At 59.6% G+C, this 16,174-nt stretch carries 19 protein-coding genes; 13 read left to right on the top strand and 6 right to left on the bottom strand.

Going from position 1 to position 16,174, the window contains the following annotated elements; genetic code table 11:
• Positions 1 to 53: 53 nt before the first annotated feature.
• Both HCZ87_RS07770 and HCZ87_RS07775 read right to left on the bottom strand, forming a co-directional pair.
• Positions 54 to 740, bottom strand: coding sequence for a flagellar hook capping FlgD N-terminal domain-containing protein (locus HCZ87_RS07770; protein ID WP_167643193.1), 687 nt, complete (start codon positions 738 to 740; stop codon positions 54 to 56).
• A gap of 4 nt (positions 741 to 744) precedes the next feature.
• Positions 745 to 1,896, bottom strand: a complete 1,152-nt coding sequence (locus tag HCZ87_RS07775; RefSeq protein ID WP_167643194.1) for a flagellar hook-length control protein FliK — start codon at positions 1,894 to 1,896, stop codon at positions 745 to 747.
• 696 nt (positions 1,897 to 2,592) lie between these two features.
• Here HCZ87_RS07775 and HCZ87_RS07780 point away from each other — a divergent pair.
• The 4 genes from HCZ87_RS07780 (at position 2,593) to HCZ87_RS07795 (ending at position 5,442) form a co-directional block, all read left to right on the top strand.
• Positions 2,593 to 2,883 (top strand): rod-binding protein, encoded by a 291-nt coding sequence (locus HCZ87_RS07780; RefSeq protein ID WP_167643195.1) that lies wholly within the window; start codon positions 2,593 to 2,595, stop codon positions 2,881 to 2,883.
• Positions 2,880 to 3,248, top strand: coding sequence for a flagellar biosynthesis protein FlgN (locus HCZ87_RS07785; RefSeq protein WP_167643196.1), 369 nt, complete (start codon positions 2,880 to 2,882; stop codon positions 3,246 to 3,248). The genes HCZ87_RS07780 and HCZ87_RS07785 overlap by 4 nt, the downstream gene beginning before the upstream one ends.
• Before the next feature lie 217 nt (positions 3,249 to 3,465).
• Complete coding sequence (locus HCZ87_RS07790; RefSeq protein WP_167643197.1) at positions 3,466 to 4,314, top strand: flagellin; 849 nt, start codon at positions 3,466 to 3,468, stop codon at positions 4,312 to 4,314.
• A 276-nt stretch (positions 4,315 to 4,590) separates the two neighbouring features.
• The gene (locus HCZ87_RS07795; protein WP_167643198.1) at positions 4,591 to 5,442 is read left to right on the top strand and encodes a flagellin; all 852 of its coding nucleotides are present in this window, start codon (positions 4,591 to 4,593) and stop codon (positions 5,440 to 5,442) included.
• 104 nt (positions 5,443 to 5,546) lie between these two features.
• On the opposite strand, the gene rplI is transcribed toward HCZ87_RS07795, so the two are convergent.
• The 3 genes from rplI to rpsF are packed head-to-tail and all read right to left on the bottom strand — an operon-like array spanning position 5,547 to position 6,787.
• The gene (rplI, locus tag HCZ87_RS07800) at positions 5,547 to 6,164 is read right to left on the bottom strand and encodes a 50S ribosomal protein L9 (protein ID WP_167643199.1); all 618 of its coding nucleotides are present in this window, start codon (positions 6,162 to 6,164) and stop codon (positions 5,547 to 5,549) included.
• 13 nt (positions 6,165 to 6,177) lie between these two features.
• On the bottom strand, positions 6,178 to 6,405 hold the full coding sequence (rpsR, locus tag HCZ87_RS07805; protein WP_005982441.1) for a 30S ribosomal protein S18: 228 nt from the start codon (positions 6,403 to 6,405) through the stop codon (positions 6,178 to 6,180).
• Positions 6,406 to 6,433: 28 nt separating this feature from the next.
• Positions 6,434 to 6,787 carry a 30S ribosomal protein S6 gene (gene rpsF / locus HCZ87_RS07810; RefSeq protein WP_167643200.1) on the bottom strand — a complete coding sequence of 118 codons (354 nt, stop codon included), beginning with the start codon at positions 6,785 to 6,787 and terminating at the stop codon, positions 6,434 to 6,436.
• Between the two features lie 317 nt (positions 6,788 to 7,104).
• Between rpsF and HCZ87_RS07815 the strand changes: the two genes are divergently transcribed.
• The 4 genes from HCZ87_RS07815 (at position 7,105) to HCZ87_RS07830 (ending at position 10,258) form a co-directional block, all read left to right on the top strand.
• The gene (locus tag HCZ87_RS07815) at positions 7,105 to 7,629 is read left to right on the top strand and encodes a hypothetical protein (RefSeq protein ID WP_254868556.1); all 525 of its coding nucleotides are present in this window, start codon (positions 7,105 to 7,107) and stop codon (positions 7,627 to 7,629) included.
• Positions 7,630 to 7,838: 209 nt separating this feature from the next.
• Complete coding sequence (locus HCZ87_RS07820) at positions 7,839 to 8,414, top strand: YceI family protein (RefSeq protein WP_167643201.1); 576 nt, start codon at positions 7,839 to 7,841, stop codon at positions 8,412 to 8,414.
• Positions 8,415 to 8,553: 139 nt separating this feature from the next.
• Positions 8,554 to 9,315: a carbohydrate ABC transporter permease gene (locus HCZ87_RS07825; protein ID WP_167643202.1), complete on the top strand. Its 762-nt coding sequence runs from the start codon at positions 8,554 to 8,556 to the stop codon at positions 9,313 to 9,315.
• Between the two features lie 160 nt (positions 9,316 to 9,475).
• On the top strand, positions 9,476 to 10,258 hold the full coding sequence (locus tag HCZ87_RS07830) for an ABC transporter substrate-binding protein (RefSeq protein ID WP_167643203.1): 783 nt from the start codon (positions 9,476 to 9,478) through the stop codon (positions 10,256 to 10,258).
• A gap of 87 nt (positions 10,259 to 10,345) precedes the next feature.
• Here the strand turns inward: HCZ87_RS07830 and HCZ87_RS07835 are convergent, their stop codons facing one another.
• Positions 10,346 to 11,584, bottom strand: a complete 1,239-nt coding sequence (locus tag HCZ87_RS07835) for a cytochrome b/b6 domain-containing protein (protein WP_167643204.1) — start codon at positions 11,582 to 11,584, stop codon at positions 10,346 to 10,348.
• 180 nt (positions 11,585 to 11,764) lie between these two features.
• Between HCZ87_RS07835 and fabD the strand changes: the two genes are divergently transcribed.
• The 5 genes from fabD to HCZ87_RS07860 all read left to right on the top strand — a co-directional run.
• Positions 11,765 to 12,700 (top strand): ACP S-malonyltransferase, encoded by a 936-nt coding sequence (gene fabD / locus HCZ87_RS07840; RefSeq protein ID WP_167643205.1) that lies wholly within the window; start codon positions 11,765 to 11,767, stop codon positions 12,698 to 12,700.
• 80 nt (positions 12,701 to 12,780) lie between these two features.
• The gene (gene fabG / locus HCZ87_RS07845; RefSeq protein WP_167643206.1) at positions 12,781 to 13,518 is read left to right on the top strand and encodes a 3-oxoacyl-[acyl-carrier-protein] reductase; all 738 of its coding nucleotides are present in this window, start codon (positions 12,781 to 12,783) and stop codon (positions 13,516 to 13,518) included.
• A gap of 367 nt (positions 13,519 to 13,885) precedes the next feature.
• Positions 13,886 to 14,119 (top strand): acyl carrier protein, encoded by a 234-nt coding sequence (locus HCZ87_RS07850; RefSeq protein ID WP_005645147.1) that lies wholly within the window; start codon positions 13,886 to 13,888, stop codon positions 14,117 to 14,119.
• A gap of 183 nt (positions 14,120 to 14,302) precedes the next feature.
• Complete coding sequence (locus HCZ87_RS07855; RefSeq protein WP_167643207.1) at positions 14,303 to 15,046, top strand: HisA/HisF-related TIM barrel protein; 744 nt, start codon at positions 14,303 to 14,305, stop codon at positions 15,044 to 15,046.
• Positions 15,047 to 15,503: 457 nt separating this feature from the next.
• Positions 15,504 to 16,174, top strand: a 671-nt coding sequence (locus tag HCZ87_RS07860) for a beta-ketoacyl synthase N-terminal-like domain-containing protein (RefSeq protein WP_303048838.1), incomplete at its 3' end; no start/stop codon positions are given.

A 16,174-nucleotide genomic window follows, 5' to 3' on the forward strand; every position in this document is an offset into this window, starting at 1 on the left:
ACCGGATCGCCGCCGCTCCCCGGCGACCATGGGGATGCCGTCAGCGCAAGATGTCAGGAGGATTCCGGGTTCCTGAGCGCGGTAACGTCGCCGGCAAGGATGGCGCTTCCGCTTTCCAGGATCAAGGCCACTTCGCCATTGATATTCTGGGTTTCCTCTACACGACCATAGACTTCTGCCACATCGGAGAGCAGCACCTTGCCGTCCCCGTCATAGCTTTCAACCACAAAGGTGTAGCTCCCCTCTGGCAGGGCATTGCCCTCCGCGTCCTTGCCATCCCAATCATAGGGGTCGGCAGACACCGGCAATTCAATCCGGGCCACTTCATCTGCGTCCGAATCATAAACGACGAGGCTGACCTTCTCGGCCACCGCCGCCGGGTTCGGAGCCACGGTAACCGGCGTTGAGCCGTCATAATGGACGGCCGCCTGGGCGCGGACTTCCTTGCCGACCCAACCGGTCAGTTGCGACATATTGGCAAGCGACAGCTGCGCCAGCATGCTGGTCAGATTCTCATTGGTCAGAACCTGCTGCTCCACCGAGGAGAATTGCGCCAGCTGGGCCGTGTAATCGGAGGAATCCATCGGTTCCAGCGGATCCTGATACTTTGCCTGCGTTGTCATCAACCGCAGGAAGGTTTCAAAATCCGACGTCATTGCGGTGGTCGCCGCCTGTGATCCGCCCGTCGCCGAACTTTTTGCTGCCGGATTGACGCCTACATTTGAGACTGCTGTTGTCATGCTCTTATATCCTCATGTCCAGCCCATCGGCTGTTATATTGAGTTGATGGGACAAGGGCTGCCCCGCCTGCGCGTCGCTCAGCACATCGCCATCGCCGCTGAGCCCGGAGCCACCGGATTGGCCGGAGCCCTCATTCCCCCCGGATTGTCCCGCATCCGTATCGGAGCCGAACTGGAACGAAATATCGGTGAAGCCCATTTCTTTGAATTCGCGCGCCAGGTCCTGAATATGGCGGCGCATCAGGTCTTCGGTTTCCGGCCGCTCTGCCTGGATAACGACGCTCACCCCGGTGTCATTGGTCACAAGCCGCATGTTCACATGGCCGAGCTCCTTGGGATTCAGCGACACATCCACGTTCCTCTTGCCCGCGGTGGCCACCGCCTCGGCGAGTTGCTGCGCAACATGGCGCGGGGTTTCCGCGCGGAAGCTGGAAGCGCCAGAGCGCACGGAGGCCTCGGCAAGAAGCTGCGGCAAGGCAAAGACCTCGGCCCCGCGGTAAGACACCACATCGTCGCCAGTCCGCGCGCTCTCTGACATGCCAAAGACGCCCTGCACCATCGCAGAAGAAGAGGAGAGCGCCGCGCCTGCGCTCAGGGTCTGCCCCGCAACGCCCGTAGACGTGGCCGCCATGCCTCCCGGGGTGCTGCTGCCCCGGGTCGGCGCCGGCGCCTGGGTACGCACGCCTGCCTGGGGAACATGCGACGGTATCTGCGTCTGCGCCGCGGTCAGTGGCAGGTCCCGCACCCGAATATCGCCGTCCTCGGTGCGTTGGGTCCTGGGTTTCGGCGCGTCCGTCGCGGCGGCATTTGGCTGCTCACCCCGCGAAGGCGGCACCTCCGTGCGGGCGGTTCGCGCCCCCTCCCGATGAGCTTCCAGAACCTCGGAGCGTCCAGCCCGGGCCTGTTGGTCGGACAGGACACTGGCGCGCGAGGCCGCCATCGCCGTTTCCTCGGCCTCCGGCGCCGCCTCAGGCTCGACCTCCGGTTCACCCTCGGTGAGAGCCGGCTGCGTTTGCGCGTCTTGGGTGGTCAACGGCTTGCCAGAGGCGGTATTGCTCACAACCGATGAGGTGGTTGCCTGCGAAAGGCCGACGCGAGCCTGCGCCTTTTGTCCTGCTGAGTGATCCTCTGCCTGGGCCGCACTAACCGAAGTCATACTAGAGGTTGCCTCCACACTGGCAGATGTAACGGCATCGCCCGAGGGAGGCGAGCCATTCGCATGCCTCTCAGTGGCGCCGAGTTCAGCCCCATCCGCCGCCGTACCCGTCAATGATGCACTGTTGAGCATCGACGCGCCGCCCTTTTCCCCCGTCTCGGAGACTACACTCTCATCGGCAGCTCGCGCCTTTGGCGCGACGGGCGGTTCTGATGCAGCAAATCCACCTTCAACAAGACGGACCTCGTCCTCACCAGGCTCTTTGAGATCGGACTTGTCGCTCGACGACGTTCCCGCCCCGGGCTCAGGCATATCCAAAGCCTTGCCCGTGTTACCCTCCTCTAGTGAACTGGCCGTTTGCGTAGATGACACATCATCCTGCGCACCCGCACTCGCCTCAGGCTCCGCAGTCTCTGTAGTGTCGCGCTCTACTTTCGGCTTTTCGTCATGCGCAGCACGCTCAAGGACGCTTTCAAAGGAAGACCCATTTCGCGGGGACCGCCCGGACTGCGATGTCGACTCGCTTGAGGTTCTGCCAACAGCTTGAGTCGAAAGAAGGTTCGTAATCATGATCCACCGGATGTTCTATCTCGTGTCCCCTCTAAATAACCCAAACCGGTTACGGCAATTTTAACCGCTTTCAGTTCAAAGTGGAAAAATCGAAGAATTCGACACAGACATAGGACTGAGGCAAAAATGCCAACACCAAGCGTTTCGCTGCCTGATTCGGCAGCCCCGTTGCAGCGCACCGCCCTCAAGAACGAGGCGGCGTTGCGCCAGGCTTCGATTGATTTCGAAGCCTCCTTTCTTTCCGAAATGCTGAAAGCGGCCGGTCTCGGCAAAGCCCCAAAAGCCTTTGGTGGCGGTGCGGGTGAAGATCAGTTCGCCGGATTTCTGGTGGATGAGCAGGCGCATGCCATCGCCGAATCTGGCGGAATCGGCCTGGCTGAAGCCATCTACAACTCTCTGAAGGACTCTCAAGAATGAGCAAGATTGCAGACAAGACCCCGCAAGCCCTGATTGATGATCTGGACATCGTTCTGAACGAAGAACGTCATGCGCTCACCCATGGTGAGCTCCACAAACTGGAAGGCCTGCTTGAACGCAAGGAAGCCCTGTTTGACCAGATCAACCAGATCACCGATCTGGAGGCCACGGTCCTGGATGACGTTCACGGCAAGATTTCCCGCAATCAGGCCCTGCTGGGCAGTGCAATGCAGGGGATCAAGGCCGTCGCAACCCGCATGTCAGAGCTGCGCAAGGTTCGACGTGGGCTTGAGGTCTATACCCCTACCGGCAGCAGAGCACACTATGCCACGACCGGCAGCCTGAAGCTGGAAAAGCGCGCCTAACGTTGGGGGAGGTCGGGACAATTTTAAAAAAGCAAATTGCACCATTAGCACTCTCTTAGCATCTGATACGCCAATGTCTCCTTGCATCTCAGACGAGGTGGCGCGGATACCGGAAGGTAAAGCACGGTCAGAATGACAGTAGAGAGAGCTTCGGAAACGAAGCTGGGACTTATCAAATCGGGGGCTAAACTGCCCCAATGTCAAAGGAAAATATGCTATGTCCAGCATTCTGACGAACAATGGCGCAATGGTTGCACTGCAGACTCTGAAGTCTGTGAACAACAACCTGACCGAGACCCAAAACGCCATTTCCACCGGTAAAGAAATCGGTATGGCGAAAGACAACTCCGCTGTCTGGGCGATTTCCAAAACCATGGAATCCGACATCGCGGGTTTTGAAGCGATCGAAGACGGTCTTTCCATCGGTGAAGCCACCGTTGCGGTTGCCTCCGCTGGTGCCGAACAAATCGTGGAAAAACTGACCGAGATGAAAGAACTGATCGTCTCTGGCCAGTCCGAAACAGCCGACCACGCCAAGATCCAGGAAGACATCGACTCCAAGGTCGCTCAAATTGAGGCCATCATCAATGCCGCGCAATTCAACGGCGCCAACCTGCTGAAGTTTGATGTTGATGGAAATGGCGCAACCGGTGTGGGTGTTCTGGCCTCTCTGGACCGTGAGGGTGCCGGTGGCACTGTGACAGCCGTTGAAATCACTGTCGACTCTGTGAACTTCGAGAGCCAACTGGACCTGTCTGCCAGCCTGACCTCAATCACGGACTCGGCGACCGCATCCTCGGCTCTGGCCGACATCGAGGGCTTCTTGCAAACCGCCATCACTGGCGCGGCTGCACTGGGTGCTGACTCTGCACGTCTGGAAGACCAGTCCGACTTCGTGGGCAAACTGGTCGACTCCATGACCATGGGTGTCTCCACCATGACCGACACCAACATGGAAGAAGCCTCCGCGCGCCTCTCCGCACTGCAGACCCAGCAAGATCTGGCGACCCAGTCGCTGACCATCGCCAACGAAGCGCCGAGCTCGCTGCTCCAGCTCTTCCGATAAGCGATTAGATCGCGCTTTGTAACGGCCACCGGCCCCCTTTCTGGGGCCGGTGGTTTTCGTATTTCGCGTTAACTCTTTAAATTTATTAATGAAATATGAGGGTCGTTCAGGAATATGAATTGCCCGGTAAGCTTAATTGATTTATACTCTATTTGCATCTCTCGCAGATGGCGCAGGCCTCAGTATATGGGGCGGCAGTGTTGAAACGGCGCATATGTGATCCCAGAAACGGGTAAGGCAATCGGGGATATATAATCCCTAAATGGAACCTGTGTGATGTCTAGTATCTTAACCAATCACGGCGCGATTGTTGCCCTGCGCACGTTAAAAACCATTAATGGGCAATTAACCGATGTTCAGACAGAAATTTCGACCGGGAAACGGATAGGCTCGGCGAAAGACAATTCGGCTGTTTGGGCGATTTCCAAGACGATGGAATCCGACATCGCCGGCTTTGACGCAATCGGCGACAGTCTTGCCTTTGGCGAGGCGACGGTCGCGGTGGCCTCTGCCGGGGCGGACCAGATCGTGGAAAAACTGACGGAGATCAAGGAGCTGATCGTCTCCGCTCAGTCTGAAACTGCGGATCACGACACCATCCAGACCGATATCGCCGCCAAGGTGGATCAGATCGAATCCATCATCGCTGCGGCGCAGTTTAACGGCACCAATCTGCTGGCCACCAATATGGATGGCAATGGCGGCACCCAGCTCGGCATTCTGGCCTCTCTCGACCGTGTTGGCGCGGGCGGCGCGGTGACAGCGAGGGAAATCACCGTGGATAGCGTCGATTTCGAAGGCAGCCTGGATCTCGCCAGCAGCCTGACCGCGATCACGGATTCGACCAGCGCGGCCGGTGCCCTGACCGAGATTGAAGCCTTCTTGCAAACCGCGATCGACGGTGCCGCCGCGCTTGGCGCCTCTGAATCGCGGCTGGAGGATCAATCAGATTTCGTCGGCCGGCTCTCGGATGCGATGCGGCGTGGGGTCTCGGCGATTACCGACACCAATATGGAGGAGGCCTCCGCCCGTCTGGCGGCCCTGAAGACCCAGCAGGAGCTGGCCATCCAGTCCCTGACTATCGCCAATAGCGCACCGCGTATGTTGTTGCGGCTGTTTCAGTCTTAACGCCGTTTTTTTTCCTGGCACATGCGCAGCCGGATTTAGTCCACGAAAAAGGGCCGCCCCAAATAGGGCGGCCCTTCGGTGTTACGCGGATCTGATCCGTTGGATCAGGCGTTGCTGTCTTCGTCAGAAGCTGCAACCGGCGCATCGCCTTCGTCGTCGTCGGACGCGGCGCTGCCGATATCGTCGAAGAGTTCGGAGATTTCGAACTCTGCGGCGGCTTCTTCTTCAGCTGCCAGCTCCTGGATGGATTTACCGGAGGCTTGCAGTTCCGCTTCCTCGGGGGAGCGCGCAACGTTCAGCTCGATGGTAACCATCACTTCGGGGTGCAGGTGCACTTCGGCTTCGTGCAGGCCCAGCGCCTTGATCGGCTCGCGGATGATGATCTGCTTACGATCAACCGAGAAGCCTTCTGCGGTGGCCACTTCGGCCGCGTCGCGGTTGGACACGGAGCCGTAGAGGTTGCCGCCATCGGAAGCAGAGCGAATCACGACGAACTGCTGACCGCCGAGCTTTTCGCCCAGGGCTTCTGCTTCTTTTTTGGTTTCCAGGTTGCGGGCTTCGAGCTGCGCTTTCTGGGCCTCAAAAGCCGCGATGTTGGCGTCGGACGCGGTTTGCGCCTTGCCCTGCGGCAGCAGATAGTTGCGGGCGAAACCCGGCTTTACGTCGACGATCTCGCCCATTTGGCCGAGCTTTGCGACGCGTTCAAGAAGGATAACTTGCATGGATCAGGTCTCCTTACTTAACAGCGTAGGGCAGCAGGGCGAGGAAGCGAGCGCGTTTGATGGCACGGGCCAGCTCACGCTGCTTTTTCGCCGAAACGGCGGTGATACGGGAAGGAACAATCTTGCCACGCTCAGAGATGTAGCGTTGCAGCAGACGGGTGTCCTTGTAGTCGATCTTCGGCGCGTTGTCACCCGAGAAGGGGCAGACTTTGCGGCGGCGGAAAAACGGTTTGGCTGCCATGGTTTAGCGTCCTTTTCTCAAGCTAAGATCAGCGGCGTTCACGACGGGTGTCGCGTTCGTCACGTTTCTGCATCTGGACCGAGGGGCCCTCTGCGTGCTCGTCGACCTTGATGGTCAGAACGCGCATCACGTCGTCATGCAGGCGCATCAGGCGTTCCATTTCCTGAACAGCCGCTGCCGGAGCATCGGAGCGCAGGAAGGCATAGTGGCCCTTGCGGTTTTTGTTGATCTTATAGGCCATCGTTTTGACGCCCCAGTACTCGTTGTCGACCAGCTTGCCGCCATTGTCGGACAGAACAGCACCGAAGTGTTCGATGAGGCCTTCTGCTTGCGAGTTGGACAGGTCCTGACGCGCAATCATAACATGCTCATAGAGGGGCATGCGAACTCCTGTTTGTGTCTGGGCGCATTTCATAGGCAGGGCAGAATGGCCTTCCGTTGCCCCACCACGAGAGTCTGCGCGGATCATCTTGTTACGGAAGGAAGCCGTCTCATAGACGGGAACGGCGCAAAGCGCAAGCTTGAACCGTGCCCTGGCGTCGGGGCGGTCATCCACCCCTGGGCAGATGCCCTGAAAGAGGCCGGATGTTTTCCCATCCCGGTCACAGAAGCGCCCCATTCCGCGTCGAAATATTGGTTAACAACTCGTTAACGGCGCCTCGGGCGCTGCACAAGACCGGAGGGACTATGATGACTGCGATGGATCAAAATGCTGCCGATTTCATGCGCGTCACGCCGTTTGACCAAGGGGCAGGGCGTCCGTTTGGCACCCCGCTCCTGGTCAGCATGCGACCGGGAAAGTCCCTCGCTTCCATGCTGCTGCGTCTGCTCGGCGGCTGCATGGTTCTGTCCGCCGCCGGTATCTGGCTGGTGCCAGGTGCCGGCGAGGATCCCGAATTGGCGCTCTTGCGCATTGGCGTCTCGGTCGCATTTGTCTTTCTCGGTCTGGTGCTGCTGCTGAGCCGCGAAAGCCGGGTCGAGACGGAGATCAAGTTTGATGCCCGCCGCGCCGAGCTGCGGATCGAACGGATCCTGCCCAATGGCTGTTCGCGGCTGTTGCTGCGGCGCGGCTATGCCTCGCTCGGGGCGGCCAAGGTCACGGGGCGCAGTGTCATCTTGTTGGAACATGATGGCCGCGTGCTGATCGAACTGCCGCTGGAAGGGCGCACCCAGCGCCGGATGGTCTGTGCCCAGCTCGGCGCCTTCCTGCCGCTTTTGCCCTGACTGCGCAAAAGCGCGCTGACGAGGGCGCGCGCCGAGGCGATTTACCATAGGTTTCAATTTGTTGTGACAGTGCTGCGAATATATTTGCAGGGTCGGGTGTTCATATACCAACAGGTGATGTTGGGAATTGCGGAATGGATGAACCACGCCGCATGGCCGACATATACGACCATACGACGACACTCACGATTATAATGGAGCCCAAATCTATGAAAAAGATCCTGCTTGCTGCTGCCCTGCTCGGCACCGCCGCTACCGCTGCTGTCGCGGCGCCCGAAAAATACGTGCTTGATGCCAGCCACAGCCAGGTTGTCTTCACCTACAATCACCTGGGTTTCTCGACCACGACCGGCATGTTCTCCGGTTTCGAAGGTGACATCATGTTCGACAAGGAAGATCCGGCGAACTCCTCCGTCGAGGTGTCCATGCCTGTGATGTCCATGTTCACCGGTTGGGAAGAGCGCACCGCGCATTTCATGACCGACGATTTCTTCGGCGCAAAAGAAGGTGACCTGGTGACCTTCACCTCCACCGGCATCGAAGTGACCGGTGAGAACACCGCCCTGATCACCGGCGACCTGACCATGCATGGCGTGACCAAATCCGTTGTTCTGGATGCCAAGATGAACCAATCCGGCGACCACCCGATGGCGGGCAAGCCCTGGGCCGGTTTTGACGCAACCGCCACCGTTCTGCGCTCCGACTACGGTCTGGAGAAATTCGCCCCCTATGTGAGCGACGAAGTGAAGATCTTCATCTCCATCGAGGCGATGAAAGCCGAGTAAGCATCACGCATCAGTGTGCTTTTTCGTCACCGGCGTCTTTTGGCGCCGGTGATTTTGTATCGACGCAATGCTCTTGTTGACAGGGCGGCGCGAAACTGGCGCATCTGGCGCCAACTGAGCGACCCCGAGGGCCATTTTCGTGTCGAAACTCTTTGATCACATCATTCTGCTGTTGGGCTGCGTCATCATGATCGGCCCGGTTGCGCTATTGCTTTGCGATTTGCTCGCGACGCCGGGGCTTTGGGCGCGGCTTGTGGATTTGCTGCGGGCGGAGCAGGTGCTGGGCTATCACATCGGGTTGGGGCAGATGTTTGCCAATTCGCTGATCCTGGCGCTCGGCGTGGCGACGCTGGCCTGCGTGTTGTCGTTGCTTGCGGCCTTCGCGCTGGTGTTCTTTCGGCTGCCGGGGCGCGAGTTGATCTTTGGGGCGATGCTGCTGGCGATGTTCTTTCCGATCTTGCCGAGTTTTGCAATCACCCATCGGCTGGGCCTTTTGAACACCCATCTGGGCATGGTGCTGCCGATCGTGGCCAGCGGCTTTGGCGTTCTGGTGTTTCGGCAGTTTCTGAAACAGATCCCCAAGGAGCTGATCGAGGCCGCCCGGCTGGATGGCGCCCGTCCGCTGCGCTGCCTTTGGGATATCCTCCTGCCGATGTCGGCGCCGATGGTGGCGGCGCTGTTTGCGATCTTCTTTGTGCTGGGCTGGAATCAATATGTCTGGCCGCTGATGCTCTCGACCACGCGACAGGATCTGGTGACGGTGGTCAGCGGCGTTGCGCGGGCGGGGCCGGGGGCGATCGACGGGCAGGTGCTGGCGCTCCTGGCGCTGCTGCCGCCGGGGGTGGTGATGCTCTTGTCGCAGCGCTGGCTGATGCGAGGTCTCACCTCTGGCATTCACTAGGCTCAGGAGAGGCGGCCTATTTACCGCGTCATGCGAAAGACGATTCAAATGCCAGAGGTTTCGTGGCGCAATGGCCGCGCTTCGTTAAACCAGCGTTAGTCTCCTTGGGCGAAAGGTGGCTCCATAACCCACTCACCGCTCAGATCAGGACCGCTTCTCTATGTTCAAAGCCACGTCTCTCCTTACCGCTCTTGCCCTTGCCGCCAGCCAGTTGCCCGTCGTCGCACAGGCGGAGGAGCTGACCATCCTCGCCGGGGATCTGCCGCCGATGATCAACGCAGACGGCACAGGGCGCGAGGCGGAAATCATCACCACGGTGCTGGAACGCTGCGGTCATAGCGTGACCTTCCAGATCCAGCCCTTCACCCGTCACTGGAAAACCTACAGCGATGGCGTCGGTGACGCGGTAAGCACGGTGCCGCATGGCATGCCGCTGGAGGGGGTCCAGAGCGACGTCTACGTGCAGTATCAGAACGGCGTGTCCTCGCTGGCGGCAGACGGCACCACCTATGCGGATCTTGCAGCGCTGGCGGGTAAATCCGTGATCGCCTTCAAAGGCGCCGAGGAGATCATCCCCGGGCTCAAGGAGGCGGTGCCGAGCTTCAAGAGCTACAAGGAAATTGCCGATCAGATCGGGCAGAGCCGGATGATCTTTGGCCATCGTGTGGATGCGGTGATCGGCGACGGGATGATCTTTGCCGAATATAACCGCCAGCTTCAGGACCAGGCCGAAGAACTGGCCTTTGACCCCAATCAGGCGGTCAGCTTTCAGGCTATTTTTGCGCCTTCCGAATATGGGATGAATTTCCGCGACGCGGCGCTGGCAGCCGATTTCAACCGCTGCCTGGCCGAGGCTAAGGCCGATGGCAGCCTTGATGCGATCAACAAGAAATGGGTGGATCCCTATCGCGAGACCCTGGGCAGCCAGTATCTCGGCCACTGATCGGGCGCGACTGGATCACCGGACATGAAGAACCGCCGCGCAATGGATCTTGCGCGGCGGTTTTTTGGTATCGAGACGCGCGCTGTGTCAGTTTGCGCGCTTGGCTGTCAGCTGCACCGCGATATCGACGCTATAGCCGAGCGTGCTTTCGTCCTTGGTGGCCGCGCCAACGTTGAAATCCATCCGATTTACGGTGACGCGCCCGTTCATCTTGGCGGTGTCGCCGTCAAGCTCCAGCGTGAAGGGCAGGGTGGTCGGCACCGTCTGGTCGCGGATCGTCAGCGTGCCCCGTGCCTCGTATTGATCGGCCTCGATCTGGACCAGATCGGCGGCAAAAACCGCCGTCGGATAGCTGGCCGCGTCAAAGTAATCGGCGCCCATGGCCTGATCACTCACGGTGCCCAGTTGCAGCGAAGGGATGGCGATGGTGACCGTCACATCGCCCGCAGGCCCCGGTGCGCTTGGTTCCTCAAAGTTGATATTCGCGCTCCAGTCCGCAAAGGAGCCGCTGACGCTGCTGCCCATCTGGACGATCTCAAGGCCAAGACTGCCGTCCTGAACACCCCAGCCGGAGCCCTCCGCTGACTGGCTTTGGCGCGCAAGCGATGGCGCGCTCTGGGCGAGGTTCTGGCTGGCGACAAAGAACCAGCTGCTGGCCCCGATCACCACGCCCCAGATCACCAGCGCCGAGACAAAAGGCAGCGCCGAATGCTGTTGCGCGGGCGGTTGCGGCAATGCCCGCTGGCCGGGCGCCATGCGAAGCAGGGTGCTGTCCTTGTCGATCACATGGTGCTTCAGCGCCCCGGCGACATGGGCAAGAATGGTGGCGCCCAGAAGCAGCATGGCATAATAATGCAGGGTGGAGAACAGCTCGGAGATCAGTTCCGATTTCGGCACGAGCGGCAGGTTCTGGCCAAAGGGCCACCAGATCGGCGCAAATCCATCGGTCGCCGCATGGTGGATCCAGCCGGTCAGCGGCACGATCACCATCGCGCCATAGAGCAGCCAATGCGCCGTTTCGGCCGCCCAGGCCTCCAGCTTGCGTTCGGGGTGCAAGAGCCCCGGTTTCTTCTGGCTCAGCGCCCAGAGAATGCGCAGAACTGCGGTGAAGAACACCGCAACGCCAATGGTTTTATGCAGCGAGAACAAGAAGGTGGCGCGGTTGATCGTGTCTTGGGAGCCGTCGAACTCCGGGCTTTGGATGTGATGGGCCAATTCATGGGCAAAATAGCCGATCGGAAAGGCTGACAGGATCAGCAGGGCGGTCAGCCAGTGGAATGTCTTGGCGACCGATCCATAGCTCTGGAACGTATTGGGGCGGGACATGAGATCCGGGATCCTTTGTGTCTGAATGTTGTGGCTAAGGTAACAACACTTCGAAGTAGCGCAATATTCGCGGCCCTTCGCAGATGCACAAGGGCTCTGCGCGGCTGAACCCGATACTTGTGCGTGGGCGTCACCCCGTCTAAACCGTCTTGAACGACAGATATATTAACGAGGACAGTCATGTCGATCGCATTCGTTTTCCCCGGGCAGGGCGCACAGAGTATCGGAATGGGCAAAGCCCTGGCCGAGGCCTATCCGGCTGCCAAGCGTATCTTTGAAGAGGTGGATGACGCTCTCGGCGAAAGCCTGAGCGCCCTGATCTGGGAGGGCGAGATCGAGGCGCTGACCCTGACGCAAAACGCTCAACCGGCGCTGATGGCGACCTCCATGGCGGCCATGCGGGCGCTGGAGGCCGAGGGCATCACCATCGAGCGCGCCGCCTATGTCGCCGGGCATTCGCTGGGCGAATATTCGGCGTTGGCCGCATCGGGGGCGCTCAGCGTCGGGGATACCGCGCGGCTGCTGCGCAAACGTGGCGAGGCGATGCAATCGGCGGTGCCGGTGGGTGTCGGCGCCATGGCGGCATTGCTGGGGCTGGATTTCGAGACGGTAAAGGAAGTCGCCGCCGAAGCCGCCGCCGAGGGCGAAGTCGTACAGGCCGCCAATGATAATGACCCGACACAGGTTGTGGTCTCCGGTCACAAGGCTGCGGTGGAACGCGCCGCCGAGATCGCCAAGGCCAAAGGGGCAAAACGCGCGGTGATGCTGCCGGTCTCCGCCCCGTTCCACTGTGCCCTGATGCAACCGGCCGCGGATGTGATGGCCGAGGCGCTGGCCGCCGTCGAGATCAAGGCCCCCGCCGTGCCGCTGATCGCAAATGTTCGGGCGGATGAAGTCACCGACCCCGACACGATTCGCCAACTGCTGGTGGAACAGGTCACCGGCTCCGTACGCTGGCGTGAGAGCGTGATGGCCATGGCCTCCAAGGGCGTGACAGAGTTTTGGGAAATCGGCGCAGGCAAGGTCCTGTCCGGTATGGTGCGCAAAATCGACCGCTCGTTGACCTGCCGCCAGGTCGGAACCGATGCCGATGTCGCGGCAATCCTGGCGGGCTAATCCGGAATTTTTGAAAATTCCGGTCCGTTTTCTCCGAGAAAACGGGCAAGACGCGGACCGGATATGACAAAGGACATGATATGTTTGATTTGACTGGCAAGACAGCTCTCATCACTGGCGCTTCTGGTGGGATTGGCGGTGACATCGCCCGCGCGCTGCATGCAGCAGGCGCCACCGTGGCGCTCTCTGGCACGCGCGAAGGTCCGCTTCAGGATCTGGCGGCGGAACTGGGCGAGCGGGCCCATGTACTGACCTGTAACCTCTCGGACGCGGAGGCGGTGGAAGCGCTGCCCAAGCAGGCCGCCGAGGCGATGGGCTCCGTTGATATTCTGGTCAACAACGCCGGCATCACCCGCGACAATCTGTTCATGCGGATGAAAGACGAGGAATGGCAGAGCGTTTTGGATGTGAACCTTACCTCCACCATGCGTCTGTGTCGCGGCGTTCTGCGAGGCATGATGAAAGCGCGCTGGGGACGGATCGTCAATATTTCCTCTGTTGTGGGCGCCACCGGCAATCCGGGGCAGGGCAATTATGCGGCCTCCAAGGCCGGTATGATCGGCATGTCCAAGTCGCTGGCCTATGAGATTGCCAATCGCGGCATCACCGTGAACGCGGTTGCGCCTGGCTTTATTGCCACCGCCATGACCGACAAGCTCAATGACGCGCAGAAAGAAACCATCCTGAAGCAGATCCCGGCAGGCCGCATGGGAGATTCGAAAGAAATCGCCGCTGCCGTGCTCTATCTGGCGTCCAATGAAGCGGCCTATGTCACCGGCACCACGCTGCATGTGAACGGCGGCATGGCGATGCTCTGATCACATGCGAAACGCGGTGGTGATGCGCAACCCTGGATTGCGCATTGCTCCTGTTTCCAATCGTTTGGCGGTTGATCTTGAGGCGGCGAAGCGCCATGGGGACACCGCCTATGGCCGTTGATGATGCGCTGAATTGGCAACATCAACGGCGTCGCTGCAAAGGCGCTTTACCGGTTGGAAATCATTTGCGTTGGCTTGCGTCTGTGCTATAGGCCCCCCATCTTTCGTGTTGGCTGGCCACCCGCCAGGCCAACGCACCTTCGTTTTGAACGAAGGACCCCACCGCCCACTTGGGCAAAACCAACCCTCCCGAGTGGGCAAGGGCAGAACCGGGCCACAGGCCCTGAAAAAAGAACGAGGAATTGACATGAGCGACGTCGCAGACCGCGTGAAAAAGATCGTTGTAGAGCACCTTGGCGTGGAAGAGGACAAAGTGACCGAGAGCGCCTCCTTCATCGACGACCTGGGCGCAGACAGCCTCGACACCGTTGAACTGGTGATGGCGTTCGAAGAAGAGTTCGGTATCGAAATCCCGGACGATGCAGCCGAGACCATTCAGACCTTTGGCGATGCAGTGAAATTCATCTCCGAAGCTTCCTGATTCCGTAAATCGCGCGCCACGTCGCGCATTCGGACAAGACAGAGCGGCGCTTTCCTAAGGGGAAGCGCCGCTTTTTGTTTGCTGGTGCAGAATTTTTGCACCGTTATCGGGAAGGGATGCGGAAAATCCCTCCACTTGTGCTATACTCATAATCATCATGAATAAGAGCGGAGAAGACAAAGCATGATGATTTATCCCACGATGGAACTGCTGGACGGGCGCTGTGTGACCCTCGACAAGGGGAACCTGGATGCGCCGATGATCTGGCATGTTGACCCGGTGGAAACGGCAAAGGGGTTTGCCGAAGCCGGGGCGCAGTGGATGCATCTGACCGATTTCAACGCCCTTCAGGGAGATCCCAGCAACGACGAGCTGGTGGAAAATATCATCCGCAGCGCAGGGGTGCCTGTGCAATTGGGCGGCGGTATTCGCACAAGGGAACGGGCGGAATACTGGATTGAAAAAGGCGCAGGCCGCATCGTCATCGGCACGATGGCGGCCTATGATCCGGCGGCGGTGGCGGAGCTGGCGAAATACTATCCCGACCAGATCGTTCTCGCGGTTGATGTCTGCGGCGGCCAGGTGATGACCGAAGGCTGGCGCAAAGCCGGCGCCTGGACGCCGGAAGCCTTTATCGAAGCCTTTGAAAATGCCCCCTTTGCCGGCATTATCGTCACCGATATCGACAGCGACATGACCGATGTCGAGGCGCAGTTGGGCTTGATCTCCGGGCTTGCGGAAAAGGCGAAATCCCCGGTCATTGCCAGCGGTGTCGTGCGCACGGCGGATGATATCTCGCGGCTGAAGTATATCTCCAATATTTCGGGTGTCTTGGTGGGCCGGGCGCTATTTAACAAAACGCTGACACTGGAAGAGGCGCTGGCCACCGCCGAAGCAACCGCGGAACCCGTGGCGGAGTTTCTCTGAACGCGGTCACCGACTGCGCGGATCATTTCTGAGGCGCGGGGCGGTCCTTTGGGTCGGCCTGCCTGTCACTGAGCGCTGCGAAACGATGTATGCTGCGAAACCATGTGCGCTGCGACGGCGGGACTTGCGTCGAAGGCGCTGGTTTGTTCCGATGGCAAATGGGGCTGCTGACGCAAGCAGATTCCGTGACCAACGAGATCAGGCCGCAGACAAGGTTCTTTGTCTACAGCCTGATTTTTAGAAAGAGCCTCATAAGAAGGGCACCGGATTGTTGCTTCGTCCGGCTTTGATCCTTGCACATCAGGCTTACCAAAGCCTTAGCGCCGCAAATATGCCTTTGGTTCATTTGCCTAAAACCTGCTGGAAATGCCGCGCAAGGCTTCCTACTCTTGCACCTATTCGCTATTCCAAGCTATTTGGATGGGCGATTTGCCTGAAGTGCTAAGGAGAGCAAGGAATGCGTCGAGTAGTTGTTACCGGACTGGGCCTGGTCACCCCCCTGGCAACCGGGGTTGAGGAAACCTGGGCCCGGCTTCTGGACGGCCAGTCTGGCGCCGGTCCGATTACCCTGTTTGATGCTGTTGAAAGCGGCGTCGCCACCACCTACGCCTGCGAAGTGCCGCGCGGTGATGGCTCTGATGGGACGTTCAATCCCGACGATTGGGTTGTGAAAAAAGACCAGAAGAAGATCGACGACTTCATTCTCTATGGTATTGCCGCCGCTGAAATGGCGGTTCAGGACGCGGGCTGGACCCCCGAGGACGAAGAGAGCCTCTTGCGCACCGGCGTGATGATCGGCTCCGGCATCGGCGGGCTGAGCTCAATTGCCGATACGGCGGTGATGATCAAGGAAAAGGGCGTGCGCCGCGTGTCGCCTTTCTTTATTCCCGGCGCGCTGATCAACCTGATCTCCGGTCAGGTCTCCATCCGCCATGGCTTCAAAGGGCCGAACCATTCCGTGGTGACGGCCTGTTCCACCGGCGCCCATGCCATTGGCGATGCCTCCCGGCTGATCAAATCCGGCGATGCGGATGTGATGATCGCTGGCGGCGCCGAGGCGGCGATCTGCGAAATCGGTATCGCGGGCTTTAACGCCTGCAAGGCGCTTTCCACCAAATTCGACGATGA

The organism is Phaeobacter sp. HF9A, assembly GCF_011806385.1.
GTDB lineage: Bacteria > Pseudomonadota > Alphaproteobacteria > Rhodobacterales > Rhodobacteraceae > Epibacterium.